Raw genomic sequence first — 18,407 nt, 5'->3', positions numbered from 1 at the left:
AGTTAGTTCGCCTTTGGTGCTGCATCCGCAGGTGCTGCCGCCGCAGGTGCATCGGCGGGCTTATCCGGCTCTGCTACCGGCGCCTGTTTGGGCACGCCCGTAAAGCGCTCGATCACCGAGCGTACGGCGTCGCGGGTCTTGCGATCCTTCACTGCATCCAGCAAAGGCGCCGCACCCGGCGATCGGCGGATCAGGCTTTCTGGATCGGGAAAGATCAGCGGATCATCCCACGGGCCCTGGATCACGAAAGGCAGCTCGAAGCCGCCGGTGCCGTTGGTTGCCGGATTGAGACTGGCAATGCCCTTGAAATCATATTCACGTGAGGGCACCGACGCGGTACCGGTCAGCGTCAGTTTCGCAGCGGGACCATCGATCCGGATATCCTGCGCGGTGGCGATGCCGTCGTTGAATTTCACGGACATGTTGAGCGTGTTGAACGGCGTCGAACCCGAACGGAAATTGCCGGCGCCGGACAGCGGACGTCGCTCCAGCCTTTTCAATAGCTGTTCGACGTTGAAGCCGCTGATGGCGCCGTCATGACCGGTCAGCGTCGCGGTGCCGTCAAGCGATTGCGCGAGACCGAACGGCGATGAGCCCGAGGCCTCCAGCATCATGCTGAGATTGCCGCGTCCGGTGAGCTTGTTGACGCCGAACAGATCGCTGGCACAGGCCTGCAGATCGACATCGCTGAACTGGAACTGGGCCTTCACATCGGCCACGGCATCGGAATGGGCAACATTGAACGAACCACGGACGATGCCGCCATACATCTGTGCCTCACCCACCGACAGCGCCAGTGTACCGCCGCGCAGATTGGCGCCGAGCGCGGTGCGGCCGAGCACTGAGGAGCCGACGGTGACCTTGGCGGCCGACAGGCGCATATCGAGATCGGTGGTGGACAGCGCGTTTAAGTCGAACAGCTGCCGGTTCCAGTCACGCGCGCCGGAGGCCAGCAGCCGCACGGTGGACACATAGGGCGTGAAGTCGAGTGCACCGGCAGCCAGCGTCGCCTGCAGCGTCTGACGGCCTGTATTGCTATAAGTCATGACGCCTTCGGCACTGTTGCCGTCGAGCTCGACATTGACATTGGTCAGCGCGATCGACGGACCGACCAGGCTGGCGCGCGCCTTCAGGGCAAAGCGGCCGAAACCGCCGGAGCCGGGCGGTGCCTGACCGACCCAGCGCAGCGCATTGCGCAGCGACAGGCTGTCGGCAGTCAGCGTGCCTTCCATGACCAGACTGGCCTTGTTGGCGACGGTGCCGTCGAAGGCCAGCTTGATCGGCGCACCGGCGATGCGTGCCTTTACACCGGAGCGCTCGCCGGACAGTGCGGCAATGAAGTCGCTGACGCTGAGGCTGCCGTCGATGCGTTCGCCGCGCCAGTCGAACTGGCCGGTTGCAGCGAATGAGCGCGAGATCGATGGCCAGGCCAGTGAGAGGTCGATGTCGCCGAGACGCTCGGTGTTTTGCGGGTCCTGATAGTGCAGCACGCCGTCCTGGATGCGGATCTCGGAGAAGGATAGTGGCTGTTCAGCGCCCGGCCTCATGGTGCGGGCGATGGACTCGATGAATGGCGTCCAGTTGCTTTCGCCGGAGGCCTCACGGATCACGCGGATACGTGGCCGCAGCATCATCATGTCGGCGATCTCGAAGCGCTGCAGCAGCAGCGGCAACAACCGCAGATTGGCCGTCAACACGTCGACCGTCAAAGCGGGATCGATCGACCCGCCGCCTTTCAGGCCGACATCGTGAAACGAGACATAGCTGCCTGGAAAGACCGAGACATCCACCGCGCCGTTGACGACGAAATCCAGCCCGGTCACGGCGCGGATCTGGGCCTCCACGGCATGACGCAACGTATCGCGGTTAAGCAACCACGACATGGCAAACAGCCCGATCACTGCAACACCCAGGAGCGCCGCAATCGGCATCCCCAGGCGTCTTATTCCTTGGGCACTCGTCAATGAACTATCCGGGTTGGTTGGTGGTCACACATAGCGGGGCGGCATCCATGTGCGCCCACGTCCAAGGTCCTCAATTTGAAGGGTTTTCTTGACGCTTTCAAGGCCATAGCGGGGGTGATGGGGTCGCAGTCCCCCGCGATTGACCTGCCGCGGAGTTTCCGCCTAATAATCCACAACATAGCCGCCCGCGCCCGCTGGGTTCTCAGCGCATTCCTGCATCAGGTCGATTCCCATGAACAAGGTCTACCCCGACGCCAAATCGGCACTCGACGGCATTCTCAAGGACGGCATGATGATCATGTCCGGCGGCTTCGGCCTCTGCGGCATTGCCGAGGACCTGTCGGACGCATTGCGCGATTCCGGGGTCAAGGACCTCACCGTGGTGTCCAATAACGCCGGCGTCGACGGCATCGGCCTGTCTCGCCTGCTGGAAACCCGCCAGATCAAGAAGATGATCTCGTCCTATGTCGGCGAGAACAAGCTGTTCGCCCAGCAGTATCTGGCCGGCGAACTGGAACTCGAATTCTCCCCGCAGGGCACCTTGGCCGAGCGCATCCGCGCCGGCGGCGCCGGCATTCCCGGCTTTTACACCAAGACCGGCGTCGGCACGCTGATCTCGGAAGGCAAGCCGACCATGGAATTCAATGGCGAGACCTACATGCTCGAGCGTGGTCTGTTCGCTGATATTGCCATCGTGCACGCCTGGAAGGGCGATACCGCAGGCAACCTCGTCTATCGCAAGACCGCCCGCAACTTTAACCCGATGATGGCGACCGCCGCGAAGATCACCATTGCCGAAGTCGAGCATCTGGTGCCGGCCGGCGAGATAGACCCGGATCACATTCACACCCCCGGCATTTTTGTGAAGCGCATTGTCGAGGTCGGTACCGGCAAGAAGCGGATCGAAAAAGTTACCTCGCGTCAGCGTCCCGCGTAACCGCCAAAAGCAAAAACAGGAGAGAACGATGGCTTGGACCCGTGATCAAATGGCAGCGCGCGCGGCTAAGGAACTGCGCGACGGATATTACGTCAATCTCGGCATCGGTATTCCGACGCTGGTGTCGAACTACATTCCCGAAGGCGTGGACGTTCAGCTGCAGAGCGAGAACGGCATGCTCGGCATGGGCCCTTTCCCCTATGAGGGCGACGAAGATCCGGACCTCATCAATGCCGGCAAGCAGACCGTCACCGAACTGCCTGAGACCAGCTATTTCTCGTCGGCGGATTCGTTCGGCATGGTCCGTGGTGGCCATATTGATCTGTCGATCCTCGGCGCCATGCAGGTCGCCCAGAATGGCGATCTCGCCAACTGGATGATCCCAGGCAAGATGGTGAAAGGCATGGGCGGTGCGATGGACCTCGTCGCTGGCGTCAAGCGCGTCGTCGTCGTGATGGAGCACTCGGCCAAGGACGGCGCCAAGCTGCTGAAGAGCTGCAACCTGCCGCTGACCGGCGAGCGCGTCGTCGACATGGTCGTCACCGATCTGGCAGTGTTCACCATCGACAAGCATGGCAATGACGGCATGGCCCTGATCGAACTCGCCGATGGCGTGACGCTCGATGAGGTGAAGGCCAATACCGAAGCTGAATTCCGGGTCGCGCTGACCAACACCTGAACGATTGCGCATTCCGAACGTTGACATGATGCCCGGCCTCGTGCCGGGCATTCGTGTTAGTATCTGCCCTCTCATCTCTTTAGTTGAGCATGATCTTTCGGAAAACTGGTTTCCACTTTTCCGGGTCATGCTCTAGGAAGCCGACATGCGCGCCAGTCTCGAAGACCGTTTCTTCCTGCTTCTGATCGTCGTGGTCACGTTGGCCTTCGGCTGGATCATGAGCTCGTTCTACAGCGCGATCCTGTGGGGCGTGGTGATCGCGATCATGTTCGCACCGATGCACCGGCGCCTGGAGCGCCGGATGCCGAAGCATCCAAATTCGGCAGCTCTGCTCACCGTAGGTCTGATCGTGTTGATCGTGATCCTGCCGCTGACATTGGTTGGCGCATCGTTGGCGCAGGAAGCGGCCGTCGTCGTCGGTAAGATGAAGTCGGGTCAGTTCAACCTCGGCACGTTTCTGCAGCAGATACTCGATGCCGTCCCGCAATGGGCGAAGGGACTGCTGGATCGTTTCGGCGTTGCCAATCTCGGCGGCATGCAGGACAAGCTGACTGAGGGCCTCGTCAAAGGCAGTCAGTACTTTGCATCGCAGGCGCTGAACATCGGCCAGAGCACGTTCGACTTCATCATCAATCTCGGCATCATGCTCTATCTGCTGTTCTTCCTGTTCAAGGATGGCGAGGCGTTGTCGCAGCGTGTGAAGAATGCGATTCCGCTGCGGCCGGAGTTGCGTGACGATCTGATGGAGAAGTTCACGGTGGTGATCCGCGCCACTGTGAAGGGCGGCATTCTGGTCGCGCTGGCGCAGGGCGCGCTCGGCGGGCTGATCTTCTGGATCCTTGGCATCAATGCTGCGTTGCTGTGGGCCGTGCTGATGGCGTTCTTGTCGCTGTTGCCGGCGGTGGGTGCTGGCCTCGTCTGGATGCCGGTCGCGCTCTATCTGCTTGCGACGGGCTCGGTCGTTCAGGGTGTGATCCTGATCGCCTATGGATTTCTCGTCATCGGTCTGGTCGACAACATCCTGCGCCCGATGCTGGTCGGCAAGGACACCAAGCTGCCGGACTATCTGGTGCTGATCGCGACGCTCGGCGGCATCGATGCGCTGGGCCTCAATGGCTTCGTCGTCGGTCCGGTAATCGCTGCAATGTTTGTTGCGGGCTGGGCGATTTTCGCGCAGTCGCGAAAGGAAGTTACAGGCGACGCCGCTTAATCAGCGTTGATACTCAGACCGGCCCCTGCGGGACATCCGCAAACCGCGTCAGCCAGACCACCGGACCGATGCTCGCAGCGACGATCAGCAGTGCGGCGAGTGCGCCCTCTTCGAAGCTGCCCCGACTGGCATATTGATAGATCGATGTCGCCAGCGTTTCGACATTGAGCGGTCGCAGTAACAGCGTTGCCGGCAATTCCTTCAGGCAATCCACGAAGACCACGATGACGGCGCCGAACAATGCCGGACGCAATAGCGGCAGTTGAATCACGCGCAGCGTGGTGATTGCCGGTGCGCCGGCGGCGCGGGCGCTGTCGTCGTAATCGACGGGGATGTGCTCGAAGCCGGCCTTGATGAAACCGGTCGGTACCGCCAGGAACCGGATCACATAGGCGATCACCACGGCGGCGCCGGAGCCGACCATGACAAGCCCGGGCGATGCGAGACTGAGCCATCCGGCGAGCTTGCTGAATCCATTGTCGATGAACAGCACCGGCGTCAGCAGACCCAGCGCCAGCACCGTTCCGGGCAGCGCATAGCCGGTCTGGGCGACAGCGACCGACAGGTTGGTCAGCCGCGAAGTACGCCAGCGCTGAGCGACGATCACCACAAGCCCGAGAAGCAGTGCGGCTCCCGTGGCAATTGCGGCCAGCGCAATGGTGTGGCCGGCATCGCGCCACACCGTCGTTTCCATCGACAGTAGACCGCGGCGCAGGCTTTCACGCAGCAGATAGAGCAAGGGCACGGCGAAGCCGAGCAGGGCAGGGAGGAGACAGGCGGTGAAAGCAAGCCATCCGCGTACGCCTGTCAAAGGTGTGCGCGGTGCCAGTCGCGGATTCTCCGAAGAGAATTCCACGCTGCCTTCGCGGCGGCCGAAGCGCTCGATGGTGATCAGCACCCCGACGATGGCGAGCATGAACAATGACAGCTGCGCAGCACCTGCAAGGCTGCCGCGGTTGAGCCAGGTCGTGAAAACCGAGACGGTGAGCGTGCGAATGCCCAGATATTCACTGGCGCCGATGTCATTCAGCGTTTCCAGCGATACCAGTGCGAGGCCCACAGCGAGGGCGGGGCGCGCCATCGGTAGCGAGACACGGCGGAACGTCGTCCAGCGATCCGCACCGAGTATCTTCGCGGCTTCAGCAAAATCGGCGCTGCGATGCTGGAACATCGCGCGGGCCGAGAGATAGACGTAGGGATACAACACGATGCCGATCACGAAGATGGCGCCGGGCAACGAACGCAGGCTCGGCAGCCACCCGATCGCGCCGGGCAACGACATTGCCGTTGCCAATGCGCGATGGACGAGGCCCAGTGGCTCGAACAGGTCCACATAGACGTAAGCGGCGAGATAGGTCGGAATCGCCAGCGGCAGCGGCAAGAGCCAGAGCATGAGCGTGCGGCCGGGGAAATCGTGCGCCGAGACCAGCCATGCGGTGCCGGCACCGACCGCGAGCGTGACGATACCGACGCCGATCAGGAGGGCTGCAGTGTCGCGCAGCGCCTGCGGCAACACATAGGCGATCAGATGCTGCCAAAGCTCAGGCTCCGGCTGCAGCGCCAGTAAAGCGATGCTGATGACAGGCGCTGCCACAAGCAGCGCGGTGGCAACTGCGACGAGAATCGCGAGCGCTTCGGTGCGGGAAGGCCTCACGGGCGTGCATGCTCGCGTGAGCACTCTCCACATGTCATCCCCGCGAAGGCGGGGATCCAGACCCCAAGGAGAAGTAAGTCAGAAATTGCCGTAGCCACAGCGCCCTACCGAGAGTTCGGTGCGTATGGATCCCCGCCCTGTGTGTGCTGCGGGCACACAAGGCGGGGACAACATACTGATAGGCTGTGCATCATCGCAGCCTACGGAGCAATAGCCGGGCTCAATTATCAAACCCGACCTTGTCCACCAGCGTCGACGCGGCCTTGCGGTTCGCAGCAATCTTGGCGATGGGCATCGGATCAGCATTGAGCTTGCCATAGCCCGCGATCGTCGGATTGATCGTGATGCCGGCACGCACGGGATATTCGTAATTGGCGTCGGCATAGACCTGCTGTGCATGCTCGCCTGCGAGCCATTCGATCAGCTTCATGGCATTGGCCTTGTTCGGCGCATATTTGGCAAGCAGCACGCCGGACAGGTTCACATGGGTGCCGCCGCCTTCGAAAGTCGGCAAGATCACCTTGGTGGCTTCGGCCCATGGCTTCTTGTCGGGATCGGCATTCATCATCAGCGCCCAGTAATAGGTGTTGCCGATGCCGAGATCGCATTTACCGGCCGCAACATCTCGCGCGGTCTCGCGGTCGCCGCCCGAGGGCTTCTGCGCCAGATTGGCCTTGACGCCGCGCAGCCATTCTTCGGCCTTGGCCTCGCCGTGCTTGGCGACATAGGCGGCGAACAGGCCGTTATTGTAGATGTGCTGGCCGGAGCGAATGCAGATCTTGCCCTTCCACTTCGGATCGGCCAGTTCCTCATAGGTGATGGCGTCCTGCTTGACGCGGTCCTTCGACGCATAAACCACGCGGGCGCGCATGGAGATGCCGGCCCAGTGGCCGTCGGGGTCGCGATATTGCGCCGGCACGACCTTCTCGATCACCTCGGATTTCATCGGCTGCGTCACGCCCGCCTGCACGGCCTCGTCGATGCGGCCGATATCTACCGTCAGCAGCACGTCCGCCGGGCTGTTGGCGCCTTCGGCCTTCATGCGTTGCTCGAGGCCCGAGCTCGCCGAGATCACATTGACCTTCACGCCGGTGTCCTTGGTGAAGGCTTCGAAGATCGGCTGCACCAGCTTGGTCTCGCGATAGGTATAGACATTGACTTCTTCGGCCGCCTGCAGTGCGGATGAGCCAAGGGCGGCGAAGAGGACGGCGGTGGCAAGGGCGTGATGCTTCATCATGAAATGGCTCCGGCAAGGGGCATATCTGCAATGTCAGGTGGAATAGCGCAGTGGGCGTTCGAATGTCAGTGACTGAACGTCGCGTGACAAAAGATTAGATTGATTCCAGATTCGAAAGTGGGCCGCAGATAAGCAACAGCTTACCTGCGGCCCGAGATGAGAGATCTTAGAAGTTAGCCGTCACCGAAGCCCGGAACGCACGCGGCGAGCCCGGCGTGATGTTGTTGGCCGCATCGGCGGTGGCGTAGTAGCTGGTATCGAACAGGTTCTCGATGTTCAGCTGGGCACGCCACGTCTTGTCGAGCCGGAAGTAGATTGCGGCATCGACGCGGGTGAAGGCTTTCAGCTTCACTGTATCATCCGACGTAGCGAAGAAGTCGTCGTAATGGATGATACCGAGGCCGGCACCCCACATCTCATTGAACTGATATTTGTTCCACATGGTGAAGGTGTTGAACGGCACCAGGCCGACGCGGTTGCCCGCGACGATCGTGGCGGAGCTGGCATCGACGATGCGCGCGTCGGTGTAGGCGTAGCCGCCGGTGACCTGCCACTGATCGGTGACATAGCCGGTTAGGCTGAGCTCAGCACCCTTGGTGTTGGTCTTGCCAAGGGCGACGACCTGGCCGCCCACGATGAACCTCTGGTTCTCCCGGTCGAGGTCGTAGATTGCCGCGGAGGCCTGCAGCCGTGGGGTGATGTCCCACTTCACGCCGACTTCGTTATTGATGAACTTCTCCGGCACGGTGACGGCGAGCGATGGCGTCAGCGAGCTGAACTGGTCGCCAGCGCTTGGCAGATACGAAATGCTGTAGCTGCCATAGACCGAGACGTTGTCGACCGGCTTGATAATCACGCCGGCGCGTGGCGACACCAGGTTATCCACGCGGCTGTCTACGGTGCCGCCCGGATTGAGGTTCTGCGACGTGAGGTCGAAGCGATCGTAACGAACGCCGCCGATGAACTGCAGGTAACGGCTGACTTCGATCTGATCCTGAATATAGACCGATGCGATATCGAGCGTCGCATAGGAGTTGTTGTCGGAGGCGTTGTTGTGGATGAACGACCACGGGGCAAAGGTGGTCGGGCTGGACGCGAGAACGGGCAGGGTCGTGCCGCCGTTGATCTGGCCGGTGTTGCGGAGGCTGAACGTGTTCTGCCGTCCGAACTCGGTACCGAAGACGATGGTGTGCAGCACGGGGCCGGTATTGGTCTTGTAGGTCCAGTCGGTTTGATTGAAGAGGTTTTCGCGCTGAGCAAGGTTGTTGTAAGCCGAGATTGACGCGATACCGCCCGGTGTGACGAACGTCCCCGTGGTCGGGAAGACGTTCTGGTAGAATTTGTCGTAATTGGCATAGCGCGACGAATTTTTGACCGAGAGACCGTTGTTGAAATCGTGATCGATGACGGCGTTGGCAATGTGGACGTCCTGCTTCGAATAGCTCTGGTCCGGATTGCCGAAGAAGGTCGACGCATTGGTTGCGAATGGCACCGTCGGGCGTGCATTCGTGGGCGCCGGCACGGTGCCCTGTGCCGGGATGCCGCGATCCGCGGTGCGGTCGTCATGCAGATATTCGTAGCTGAGCTTGACCTTGGTATCCTCGCCGCGGATTGTCACGGTCGGATTGATGCCATAACGCTCCAGGTGACCGTAGTCACGATAGGTTCCGGAATTCTCATACATCGCGTTGATGCGCGCCGCGACGTTCTCGTTCACGGCGCCGCCGGTATCGATCGTCACGCGCTTGTTGTCGAACGAGCCGCCCTGAACCGTCACTTCGCGGATCGGAACGCCGTCGGCTTCCTTCTGCACGCGATTGATAACACCGCCGCCGCCGCCGCGACCGAAGATCATGGCATTCGGCCCCTTCAGGACCTCGATACGCTGGGTGTTGTAGAGATCGCGGAAATACTGCACGTCGTCGCGGATGCCGTCGATAAAGAAGTCGGCATTGGTGCGCTGCCCGCGGATGACGACGTCATCGCGATTGCCTTCGCCCTGATGCGGCACGACGCCCGGCACGTAGCGAACTGCTTCGCCAATGCTGCGGAAGTCCTGATCCCGGATGAATTCCTTCGTCAGCACCGTGACCGATTGCGGCACGTTGAGGAGCGCGGTGTTGGTTTTGGTGCCGCTCGAAATATTGCGGGTGATGTAGCCGACCTGGCCGGACTGTGCGTCCTGAGGGTTGACGCTGAGCGGCTGGCGAACCGGCTGCGGCGCAACGGGGCGGGTGCGGGCGACGCGGCCGGATGCGGCGCGCTGCGGCTGGGCACGGCGGACGCGCGGCGCGCTGGGAGCGTCGACCTGCACCGGCGGCAATGTCGATGCGCCGGAATTCGCATTCTGTGCAATTGCCGGCTCTGCGATGCAAAATCCCGCCGCGATGATGGCCGCCGCGCTCGTGGAAATCAGAAAAGCTTTGCGCGCCGCCGTGCCGCGCCCCCCGATAGAAGTCCTGGAAGTCATTACTACGCCCCTGAAATATTCTCCGCTCATGCAAATGCCGGCGGTCCTTGTGCTTCCTCGGAAACACTTGGACACATCTGCAATTCGGAGTATTAGGCGCGAATTAGATGGCGTTTAGAATAAATCGAACTTCGAGGGATATGCCCAAGGTGTGTGATCCGTGCACCAATGGGCGTCGAAATAATTTGTAATCGTTCTAAACGAGGGGCGGCGGCTAGCCTGCGCCAAACGATTGGTCACTGGACAAGCGCTGCGCGTAAGCGCCGCAGTCACCGACACTTGGGATAAGGGAATATCGGGATGCCTCCGATGTTGTCTGACTGACTGACCTTCCGAAGGTCCTGCAGGCACGAGATTGAATGATGCGCGTTCTACTGATCGAAGACGATGCCATGTTCGGCAAGGCGCTGGTGCGTGGCCTGAGCGAGAATGGCATGAGCGTCGACTGGGCGCGCAATGGCCGCGATGGCTTCGCCGCGATGGACCGGTCGGAATATGCGGTCGCTCTGATCGACATTGGCCTGCCCAAGATGTCCGGCCTGGACGTGCTCAAGGCGAAAAGAAAAGCAGGCATGACCACGCCGGCCCTTATCATCACCGCGCGGGATGGCGTGTCCGATATGGCGGCGGGCCTCGATCTCGGCGCAGACGATTACATCGTCAAGCCGTTTGAACTGCCGGTACTGCTCGCGCGAATCCGCGCAGTCACGCGCCGCGCCAATGGCCGCGTGGTATCGCTGATGACCTCCGCGGAGATCACGCTGGATCCATCGATGCAGGTGGCGACGTTCCGCGATATCAAACATCTGCTGTCGGTGCGCGAATTTGCAGTGCTGCAGGCTTTGATGGAACGCCCCGGGCAAATCCTGTCGCGTAGCCAGATCGAGAGCCGGATTTACGGCTGGGGCGAGGAAGTCCAGAGCAACGCGGTCGATGTGCTGATTCACGGGCTGCGCAAGAAATTTGACAAGGACATCGTCCGCAATGTCCGCGGTGCGGGCTGGATGGTCACCAAGGAGGGCGCATGACGTCGTTGCGAAAGACCGTGATGACTTACGTCACGGGACTGCTGATCTTGGTCGGCGTTGCTGCGGCCGTCACGTCCTATTATTTCGTCAAATACGAGGTGAACAGTTTCCAGGACAACGCTCTTCACGAGGTTGCGCTTACGGCGGGCATGGTGTTCCGGCATGATATCGAGCCGCGGATTGATGCCGAGCTGGAAGACCAGCTGGTGATCCAAATCTGGGATCAGGCAAAGCAGCCCATTCATCGTTCAGGCCCCTCGGTCGATATCCCGTTTCAGTCGGAACTCGGCTATGCCGACGTGACCGCGGGTGGAGAGCGTTGGCGCGTGTTCAGGTCGCGCGACGCGACGCATGCGATCCAGGTCGCGCAGCGCTGGAGTGCGCGCGAGGAAGTGGCCGCCTATGCGGCCGCGGGCGCTGCGGTGCCGCTAATCGCGGCCATCCCGATTGCGTGGCTGATGATCTGGTGGGCCGTGAAGCGCGTGTTGTCCGGGCTTGGAACACTATCGGCCGATATCGGACAGCGCAGCGCCGATGCGAAAGACGCGCTCAGTCTGACGGGCGTTCCGGTCGAAGTCGCTCCGCTTGTGACAGCCATGAACTCGCTGATCGAGCGACATCAGACCGCGCTGGAGACCCAGCGTCGCTTTGTGTCCGACGCGGCACATGAATTGCGGACTCCGCTCGCGGCGCTTCAGATCCAGATCGACAATCTGCGGGCACGGGAGCTCAATGGGCCTGAACGTGAGATTGCGCAGGATCTCCTCGATGGCATTCGCCGTGCTTCCTATTCGGTCAATCAATTGATGACCATGGTTCGCGCCGATGCGGGCATCGAAAGCGCAGCCGAAGTCGTCGATGCCGAGGCCTTCGTGCGGCTGGTAGTATCCGGCTTTGTCTCCATCGCGGAGGCCAAGGGCGTCTCACTCGCGATCGTACCGGGGACGCGTGATGAACTGAACGTCCGTGCCGCCGATCTCCGGCTGATCGTCTCGAACCTGCTCGACAATGCGGTGCGTTACACGCGTGCCGGCGGCGCGGTCAGCATCAAGGCTGTGCGCCGAGGCACGGATTTCGTCATCGAGGTGATCGACAGCGGATGCGGAATTCCGGAAACCGCCGTGCCGTATCTCTACGATCGCTTCTTCCGTGCGGCGCCGATGGATATCGATGGCACCGGACTCGGATTGGCGATTGCCCGGACGGCGGCGGATCGTAACGGCTTCAGCCTCGATATCGCAAACCGCGACGATGCTCAGGGCGTCAGGGCTGCCGTCTCGATCCCACTCGGAGAAGTGTCGAACGAAGTCAGGCAGTTCGAAGCTGCGTAATTACGCTACGCGTCGTCACCTGGGAAAGCGTCGGCAAGCGCACGCAATGCCTCGGGTTCGCGCAGCACGATGCGCTGACGGCTGCTTTCGATCAGCCCGCGCTGTTCCCAGGTGCTGAGGGTGCGGCTCACGGTGAAGACGGTGGCGCCGGTCATCTCAGCGATATCCTGACGACTCAACAGGAAATCGATCTCGATGCCTTGTGCTGTCTTGCGGCCTGATTGGTTCGCCAGTCGCAGCAGGGCGTGAGCAACGCGCTGCTCGACCTGCTGGGTCGACATCTCGACCACGCGCGTATGAGCCTCCTGCAACCGGCCACCGACGGTCTTGAGCGTATTGGCGGCGAGGGCGGGATAGTCGGCAACCAGCCGCGTCCAGATCGTGGTGGGCCACACCAGAACCACGCTGTCATCCACCGCCGTTGCGGTTGCCGGATAAGCCGTCAGTCCCATCGCCTGACCGATCCCGAAGATCTCGCCGGTCGCGACATAGCGCACGATCACCTGTTCGCCGGCGGGCGTCATCTTGGTCGCGCGGATATGGCCATGGAGCAGCAGATAGAACGAATGGACGTCCTCGCCCTGCTCGAAAATCACCTTGTTCTTCGCGACGCGGATCGAATGCGCCTCGCGCAGGATCGCCTCGCAGGCTGCGGTGCCGAGACTCTCGAACAGCGGCAGATGCGCGACCATGGAGCTGTCGACCGCCGACATGCGTTCTCCGTCAAATTCCCGTTCCGGCCACTTCTAGACCGTGATTGCGGGCGTCGATCAAGCGGAAGTTTGCGCTGGCGCAATGTCGAGGCCGGGCGGCAGGCCTAATTTGGCGCATCCGGCTGAAATGACCGGAGTTTACGGAGAAATACGATGCGCAAGGCTCTTATGCTTGCAACCGCCGCCGTCCTTTTCGCTCTGACAGGCGCCGCTGGCGCTGCGGAGGTCGAGGTCAAAATGCTCAACAAGGGCGCTGACGGGGCCGCCATGGTGTTCGAGCCCGCATTGGTCAATGTGCAGCCCGGCGATAGCGTGAAATTCGTGTCGACCGACAAGGCGCACAGCGTTGAGTCGGTCAAAGGCATGCTACCCGCCGATGCGACGCCCTTCGTTGGCAAGATGAGCCAGGACCTCGTGGTGACCTTCGACAAGCCCGGCGTCTACGGCGTGAAATGCGCGCCGCATTACGGCATGGGCATGGTGGGACTGGTGGTGGTCGGTACGCCAACCAACGCGGCCGAAGCCAAGGCGGTGACCCATCCCGGCAAGGCCAAGACAGTGTTCGCGACGTTATTCGAGAAAGTCGCTGCGAAGTAACACGCCCCAAACGCGAGAGTAACGATGACGCTTCTTCGTGTTCGCTCCATTGCCGATTGGCCGTTGCTCTCGGCCGGCTTCCGCCCTTTTTTCCTGCTCGGTGCGTGTTATGCCGGCTTGGGAATTCTGGTCTGGATGCCGGCCTTCCATGGCCGGCTGGCGCTGGCCACCGGTTTTTCGCCGCGCGACTGGCACATTCACGAGATGCTGTTCGGCTTCATGTCGGCGGTGGTCACCGGCTTTCTGTTCACGGCCATTCCGAACTGGACCGGGCGTCTGCCAATCCGCGGCTTGCCATTGCTCGGGTTGGTCGTCCTCTGGATCGCTGGGCGCGCTTGCGTGACATTTTCGGCCCATACCGGCTGGCTCGCAGCGATGCTGGTCGACGTCAGCTTCCTGACGCTGGTCGCCGCCGCTGCAACCCGCGAGATCGCGGCGGGCCGCAACTGGCGCAATCTGCCGGTGGTCGGCATCGTCGCATTCCTGCTGGCCGGTAACATCGCCTTTCATGTTGAAGCTCATCTTGCGGGCGCCGCAGACGTCAGCATCCGGATCGGCGTCGCGGTCGTGGTGTTGCTGATCTCGCTGATCGGCGGCCGGATCATTCCGAGCTTCACCCGCAACTGGCTGGTGCGTGAGAATCCCGGTCGGCTTCCAGTGCCGTTCGCGCGTTTCGATATGGTTGTCATTGCCGTCAGCGCCGCTGCGCTGGTGCTGTGGATCGCGCGACCCTTTGCCGAACTAACGGGAGCAGTTCTCGCGCTGGTTGGCTTGTTGCAGATCATGCGTCTCGCGCGCTGGGCCGGCAATCGGACTTGGCGCGAGGGCCTGCTGCTGATCCTGCATATTGGTTACGCTTTCGTGCCGCTGGGTTTCCTGCTGAATGCCGCAGCGGCAGCAGGATGGGTCGCGCCCAGCGCCGGCCTGCATGCATGGATGGCAGGTGCGGCCGGCGTGATGACGCTGGCTGTCATGAGCCGCGCAACACTGGGGCATACTGGCCAGGCACTGCACGCCTCACGCACGACGCTGATGATCTATGCTGCCGTCATCGTGGCGGCACTGGCGCGGATTGGCGCCGTGATCGCGCCGGCTTACAGTCCGCCGCTGCTCCATGTTGCAGCATTGACGTGGGTCGCGGCCTTTATCGGCTTCGCCGTCTCATTCGGTCCGCTGCTGATCGGCTATCGCAAGCCACGCCGTTCCGACGCGGCGATGGCGCTCAGTCGCTAAATCGGTGAAGGCCGCTCAGGCCTTCATCGCCGCATTCGAAAATGCCACCTCGATCAGCGTGCCCGAGCTCGGCGCGGTCTTGATCTGGAAGCGCGCGTTGTTGGCTTCGACGAGGGCCTTAGTCAGCGACAGGCTGACACCCGAGCTCTCCGAAGAATCAGCCGGCGTCGAACTACGGAATGGCTCCATCGCGGCGGCGAGTTCGTTGTCGTTGAGGCCGTGCCCGGTATCACGGACGCGCAGTACGATCTCACCGAAGTCCGACAATGCGGTGGAGACAATCACCTGACCGCCGGCATTGGCGAGATGGATCGAATTGCCGATCAGATTCAGCGTGATCTGTCGCAGCGCGCGGGCGTCGGCAACGACCGTGGGGAGCAGATGTGCCAGCGAGGTACGGATGATGATGCGGCCGCGATTGGCCTGCGGCTGCATCACCGCGACGCATTGCTCCACCATCTCGTTGAGGTTCTGCGTGGTGAAAGCGAGGTCGATTTTTCCGGTCTCGATGCGTGACAGATCGAGCAGATCGTTGACGATCGCGATGACCCGTTCACCCGAGGCGCGAATGTCTTTCATGTATTCGACATAGCGCTCGTTGCCGAGTGGGCCGAAGCGCTGGTCGACCATTACTTCCGCGAAGCCGATGATGGCATTCAGCGGTGTCCGGACCTCGTGGCTGATCCGCGCCAGCACATCCGCCTTGGCGGTTGCCGCACGATCGGCCTGGCGGCGCGCATTCAGCAGTTCGGCTTCGGTCTTCTTCGTCTGCGTCAGGTCGCGGAACACGGCAAAGAAGTTCGGTCCATCCGTGCGCGTGCGGCCGATGGTCATCGACAGCGACACGAGGCCGCCGGCGCGCACCTGGCCCAGGGCCTCACGGCCATGATCCATCGGGCTGGCCACGCCGGAATCCTTGACGCTTGCGAGATAGTCCTGCACCACGCGGCGGCTTTCTGCTGCGAAGAGGTCGGTCAGATTCCGCTGCGTCAGTAATTCGCCGCTATAGCCGAACAGTGCCTCGGCGCTGCGGTTGCAGGAATTGATGTTGCCTTCGGCGTCGAACATGATGACGCCTTCGGCCGTGGTATCGAGGATCGTGGCCAGATCTTCGGCATCGATATGGCCAGCGGGCAATGGCGCGTCCGCAACGGGCGCAGCGATCGTAACAGGGGCGGCGACAGGCTCTGCCTTGGGCGGAGCGAAAATCAGCGCATGTGCCGGTTTGTTGTCCCATGAAATCGTGTACAGGCGCGCTTCGGCGGGCACGGTGTTGCCGGACTGGTCACCGCCTGAAATCGTGACGGCGGTGCCGTCATCCGAGGTGCTGGCTGCAGAAGAGACATCAGCTCCGACATAGAGCGCATCGAGGCCACCCGCTTCTTCCAGCGCGTTCAGGCTCGGATAGTTCATCCGGGCGAGGAAGGCGGGATTGGCGAACAGCAGGCGATCGAGGCGATAGATCAGGACGCCGACCGGCATCAGGTCGAGCAGCACCTTGTCGCGCATCATCTCGCCGCGTGGTGCAGCCGGTGGCGTTGTCAGCCAGGCAGCCTGTGACGCCGCCTCAGCTGGCTGAGACGAGGTCTGGGCAGCCGTCGGTGCATCGTCCGTCTCGCTGTCCGCTTCGGGGGTGTTCGTGCTCGTGATCAGTCCCGTTTCCGACTCAAGCCGCGCCGACAATTGCCGCGCAAGCTCGTTGAAGGCGCTGTTCTCGACAGGCGTCAGTGCCGGCGATCTGGGATCGCCTGGTCGAAATGGCACGACGTTCTCGGGTGGTTGCACGGTGCTGTCCGGTGTGGTTGGCGGTGGTGTCTGTTCTGGTATCGGGGTGGTGGTGAGGGCAATCGGTTCATCGAGACTGTCGCCGACAGGGCCGGCCTGCGCGACATCGGCGGATAACGGTCGGGGCGGCGGATCGCCGATGTGATCATGTCGGCGTTGCTCGGCGAGCCGCGTCATTCCATCGAGATCACGGCAAACGCCGAAACCGCGATAGCCGGTGAAATTGCGCTCGCGATCGAACAGCGGCAGGCCAGAGAGTTCGACAGGCAGGCGGCCACCGCCATCCACCGGCCAGAGCAGCGTGATGCCACTCCATGTCTGCTGCGTGGCCATCGCCTTGACGACGTGGCTGTCGGGATCGAGGTTGAATTCGGCTGTGAGATCGTTCCACTTGTGGCCAAAGCTTGCCGCTGTGCGCGGGCCGATCAGGTGGATGAACTCGTCAGAGTTCAGTGTGAAGCGCTTCTCCGCATCGATCTGCCATACGAAACGGAGCGGCGTCGTGCGCGGCTCGATCTCTGGCAGCGCAACGGACGCAGGTTGGTCGGGAACGGCTTCGACGGCGGGCGACTGCGCATCAGTCTCAGTCGGTGCGTCGGCATGTGCGATGGTTTCGGCGATCACCTCTTCGAGATGTACGTCGCGATCGATCTCGGTTTTTTCCGGCTCGATCGGAGCGTCGATGTCGATGGCGTTTTCGCTCGGGTCTTTTGCCCCGGGGGCTTGGTCGAATTCGACGAAGAGGTCGCTCGGCTCTGCAAGGGCGCTCTGTGGTTCAACGCTGCCTTCCGGCTCTGCCGGAGCCTCGAGTTCTTCTTCACTCGGCGCCGGATGCACAGCGCCCGGCGCGATCAGCGCCACCAGTCCGACATCGGCGCCACTGCCCACGCGCTGCAGTACCATGCGGCCAAAGCCGATAGGCGTTTCGATGCGGCCGTCCTTTAGCGCGCCGTCGCGCGCATGATCGAGGCCGGCATCGGAGAGATTGCGAAAACCAAGCAGCGCCCGAGCCATTTCGTTGGCGCCGACGAACAGGCCGTCGCGTGCAAAGGCGGCGATTGGAGTGTCGATCCCCTCGACGAGATTTTGCAGCCGTTCGACCAGCGGCATGCCGCGGCCACCGAGCGGTTCCGCTGCGACAACGAGAATGCCGCTGCCGCCATCGGGAAATTCAAGTTGCGAACAGGCGCAGGTCATCAAGCTGCCCAGCGCCGCGCCGAAGCCGCGCAGGCGCTCCAGCCGCATTGCGCCACTGGCCGGCAACCGGGAGCCGAGCTGGGCTATCTGGCGGCGATGGGTATCGGCGGGCCCGAAAGTCCTGGCAAACAGGTCAGCTGCATTACGGGCGCCGAACAGTCGCGCGCCGACCGGATTGGCCCACAGCACACGGGTGCCGTCGCGCGACCACAGCCAGACCGGCTGGTTGCTGGTGGCGTGTACGGCCAGCCGTGCATCGCCAACGCCCCGCAACTGAAAATCCGCATTGTTCATCGGCACTTCATGACTGACTCGTTGGGCGCCCGTCCGGTATCCGCGTCACAGATTGCGGGCCAAACGATGACATCCTTA

At 62.1% G+C, this 18,407-nt stretch carries 13 protein-coding genes; 7 read left to right on the top strand and 6 right to left on the bottom strand.

Annotated elements, in window-relative coordinates:
* Window positions 1-2: 2 nt before the first annotated feature.
* Complete coding sequence (locus AB8B20_RS15115) at window positions 3-1,931, bottom strand: AsmA family protein (protein WP_439074797.1); 1,929 nt, start codon at window positions 1,929-1,931, stop codon at window positions 3-5.
* Window positions 1,932-2,196: 265 nt separating this feature from the next.
* Between AB8B20_RS15115 and AB8B20_RS15110 the strand changes: the two genes are divergently transcribed.
* The 3 genes from AB8B20_RS15110 (at window position 2,197) to AB8B20_RS15100 (ending at window position 4,790) form a co-directional block, all read left to right on the top strand.
* Window positions 2,197-2,901, top strand: coding sequence for a CoA transferase subunit A (locus AB8B20_RS15110; RefSeq protein ID WP_068728766.1), 705 nt, complete (start codon window positions 2,197-2,199; stop codon window positions 2,899-2,901).
* A 28-nt stretch (window positions 2,902-2,929) separates the two neighbouring features.
* Window positions 2,930-3,580, top strand: coding sequence for a 3-oxoacid CoA-transferase subunit B (locus tag AB8B20_RS15105; protein ID WP_068728764.1), 651 nt, complete (start codon window positions 2,930-2,932; stop codon window positions 3,578-3,580).
* Window positions 3,581-3,725: 145 nt separating this feature from the next.
* Window positions 3,726-4,790 (top strand): AI-2E family transporter, encoded by a 1,065-nt coding sequence (locus AB8B20_RS15100; protein ID WP_439074798.1) that lies wholly within the window; start codon window positions 3,726-3,728, stop codon window positions 4,788-4,790.
* 13 nt (window positions 4,791-4,803) lie between these two features.
* Here AB8B20_RS15100 and AB8B20_RS15095 read toward each other — a convergent pair whose 3' ends face one another.
* The 3 genes from AB8B20_RS15095 to AB8B20_RS15085 all read right to left on the bottom strand — a co-directional run bounded on the left by AB8B20_RS15095 (window position 4,804) and on the right by AB8B20_RS15085 (window position 10,151).
* Entirely contained in the window at window positions 4,804-6,477 is a 1,674-nt protein-coding gene (locus AB8B20_RS15095) for an ABC transporter permease (RefSeq protein WP_439074799.1), read from the bottom strand.
* 187 nt (window positions 6,478-6,664) lie between these two features.
* Entirely contained in the window at window positions 6,665-7,678 is a 1,014-nt protein-coding gene (locus AB8B20_RS15090) for a Fe(3+) ABC transporter substrate-binding protein (RefSeq protein WP_439075057.1), read from the bottom strand.
* Window positions 7,679-7,847: 169 nt separating this feature from the next.
* Window positions 7,848-10,151 (bottom strand): TonB-dependent receptor, encoded by a 2,304-nt coding sequence (locus AB8B20_RS15085; RefSeq protein ID WP_439074800.1) that lies wholly within the window; start codon window positions 10,149-10,151, stop codon window positions 7,848-7,850.
* Between the two features lie 362 nt (window positions 10,152-10,513).
* Between AB8B20_RS15085 and AB8B20_RS15080 the strand changes: the two genes are divergently transcribed.
* The gene (locus tag AB8B20_RS15080; protein ID WP_439075059.1) at window positions 10,514-11,179 is read left to right on the top strand and encodes a response regulator transcription factor; all 666 of its coding nucleotides are present in this window, start codon (window positions 10,514-10,516) and stop codon (window positions 11,177-11,179) included.
* Window positions 11,176-12,510: an ATP-binding protein gene (locus AB8B20_RS15075; RefSeq protein WP_439074801.1), complete on the top strand. Its 1,335-nt coding sequence runs from the start codon at window positions 11,176-11,178 to the stop codon at window positions 12,508-12,510. Before AB8B20_RS15080 ends, AB8B20_RS15075 begins: the two co-directional genes overlap by 4 nt.
* 5 nt (window positions 12,511-12,515) lie before the next feature.
* Here the strand turns inward: AB8B20_RS15075 and AB8B20_RS15070 are convergent, their stop codons facing one another.
* A complete protein-coding gene (locus AB8B20_RS15070; RefSeq protein ID WP_439074802.1) occupies window positions 12,516-13,223 on the bottom strand; it encodes a Crp/Fnr family transcriptional regulator in 708 nt (235 codons plus the stop codon).
* Between the two features lie 153 nt (window positions 13,224-13,376).
* Here AB8B20_RS15070 and AB8B20_RS15065 point away from each other — a divergent pair, with 153 nt between their 5' ends.
* Window positions 13,377-13,820: a pseudoazurin gene (locus AB8B20_RS15065; protein ID WP_439074803.1), complete on the top strand. Its 444-nt coding sequence runs from the start codon at window positions 13,377-13,379 to the stop codon at window positions 13,818-13,820.
* A 24-nt stretch (window positions 13,821-13,844) separates the two neighbouring features.
* Entirely contained in the window at window positions 13,845-15,053 is a 1,209-nt protein-coding gene (locus tag AB8B20_RS15060; RefSeq protein ID WP_439074804.1) for an NnrS family protein, read from the top strand.
* A 15-nt stretch (window positions 15,054-15,068) separates the two neighbouring features.
* On the opposite strand, the gene AB8B20_RS15055 is transcribed toward AB8B20_RS15060, so the two are convergent.
* Entirely contained in the window at window positions 15,069-18,329 is a 3,261-nt protein-coding gene (locus AB8B20_RS15055) for a PAS domain-containing protein (protein ID WP_439074805.1), read from the bottom strand.
* Between the last annotated feature and the right edge of the window lie 78 nt (window positions 18,330-18,407).

Origin of the sequence: Tardiphaga sp. 866_E4_N1_4 (assembly GCF_052076075.1) — a bacterium.
Classification (GTDB): Bacteria; Pseudomonadota; Alphaproteobacteria; order Rhizobiales; family Xanthobacteraceae; genus Tardiphaga; species Tardiphaga robiniae.
This window is presented reverse-complemented; position numbering and strand designations above follow the sequence as displayed.